Origin of the sequence: Rhizobium sp. SEMIA 4085, assembly GCF_013004495.1 — a bacterium.
GTDB classification, from domain to species: domain Bacteria; phylum Pseudomonadota; class Alphaproteobacteria; order Rhizobiales; family Rhizobiaceae; genus Rhizobium; species Rhizobium gallicum.
In genome coordinates, this window is sequence record NZ_JABEPH010000646.1 from 1 (window position 1) to 1,543 (window position 1,543).

Genomic DNA, 1,543 nt, shown 5'->3' on the forward strand with positions numbered 1-1,543 from the left:
GAACTATCCGGCGCAGATGCTGGAGATCCGGCTTGCCGAAGCCTCTGGATTGACCGATCGCGGCCGTATCGAATCCGATATCTTTTCCGAGCGCTACCTCATCCGCCGCCCTGTGTTGCAGGCGCTTTCGTCTGCGGAAGGCCGTGCGCCGGTCTTCCTAATCGACGAACTCGACCGTACCGACGAGGCTTTCGAAGCCTTCCTGCTGGAAGTGCTCTCGGATTTCCAGGTGACGATACCCGAGCTTGGGACCATCAAGGCCGCCGAGCCGCCGATCGTCATCATCACGACCAACCGGACGCGCGAAGTGCACGACGCGCTGAAGCGCCGGTGCCTCTATCACTGGGTCGATTATCCGGAGGCCGCGCAGGAACTGGAGATCATCCGCCGGAAGGTGCCCGGCTGCAACCAGGCTCTCTCCCAGCAGATTATCGCCTATGTGCAGAAGCTGCGCACGCTCGATCTCTTCAAGAACCCCGGCGTGGCAGAGACGATCGACTGGGCGACGGCGCTGACCGAACTCGACCGTCTGGCGCTCGATCCGGAGACCATTTCCGACACGATCGGCACGCTCCTGAAATACCAGGACGACATTGCGCGCATTCATGGCGGCGAAGGCGCCCGTGTGCTGACCGAGGTCAAGGACGAGTTGAGGGCAGCGGGTTAAAGATGAAAACACAACCGGCGCAGGATGGGATCGTCGTTCCGCCGCCGCCGGCCGAGGGGCGCTTTGCCGACAATATCGTCTTCTTCGCCAGAGCGCTGCGTAACGCGGGGCTCAAGATCGGTCCGGGATCCATTGCCGATGCTATCGAAGCGGTCGAGGCGATCGGCATGGGTTCGCGCGAGGAATTCCACGCGGCGCTCTTTTCGGTTTTCGTCAAACGGCACGAGGACAAGCCTGTCTTCGACGAAGCCTTCCGGCTTTTCTGGCGCTCCCGCGATCTCGTGGAGAAGATGATTGCGATGATGTTGCCACAGGCGCCCGACAACCGTGAAAGGGAAAAGGCAAAGGCGGGCGAAACGCGCGCCAGCGATGCGATTCTCGGTGATCGGCCCGACAAGCCCCCTCGTGACGAGCCGGATATCGAGATTGACGCGCGGTTCACCACCTCCGGGAACGAAGTCTTTCGCCGGATGGATTTCGCGCAAATGTCGGCGGCGGAAATTGCGTTGGCGAGAAAAGAATTGGTCCGGCTGCAACTGCCGCTCGACAGCGTTCCAACTCGGCGTTTCAGGCAATCGCGTGTTCACCGGCAGGTCGATCCACGCGCGACGATGCGCTCGGCACTGCGCACCGGTGGGTCGCTGATCCTGCCGCGCTATCGCGAAAAGAAAGAGATCCAACCGCCTTTGGTGGTGCTTGCGGATATTTCAGGCTCGATGAGCCAGTACACCCGCATCTTCCTGCATTTCCTGCACGTGCTGACGGAGAGCCGACGCCGTGTCCATACCTTCCTTTTCGGAACGCGGCTCACCAATGTCAACAGGCAGATGCGCCACAAGGATCCGGACGAGGCACTGAAAGAATGAGCAGCCGCGG

1 protein-coding gene and 1 pseudogene are annotated in these 1,543 nt (G+C 61.2%); both read left to right on the top strand.

Annotated elements, in window-relative coordinates; genetic code table 11:
* Positions 1-667 (top strand): MoxR family ATPase (locus C9413_RS31990; protein WP_170251542.1); only part of this gene is annotated, 667 nt, incomplete at its 5' end.
* A 2-nt stretch (positions 668-669) separates the two neighbouring features.
* Positions 670-1,530, top strand: a pseudogene (locus C9413_RS31995) (VWA domain-containing protein); the annotation flags it as partial.
* Between the last annotated feature and the right edge of the window lie 13 nt (positions 1,531-1,543).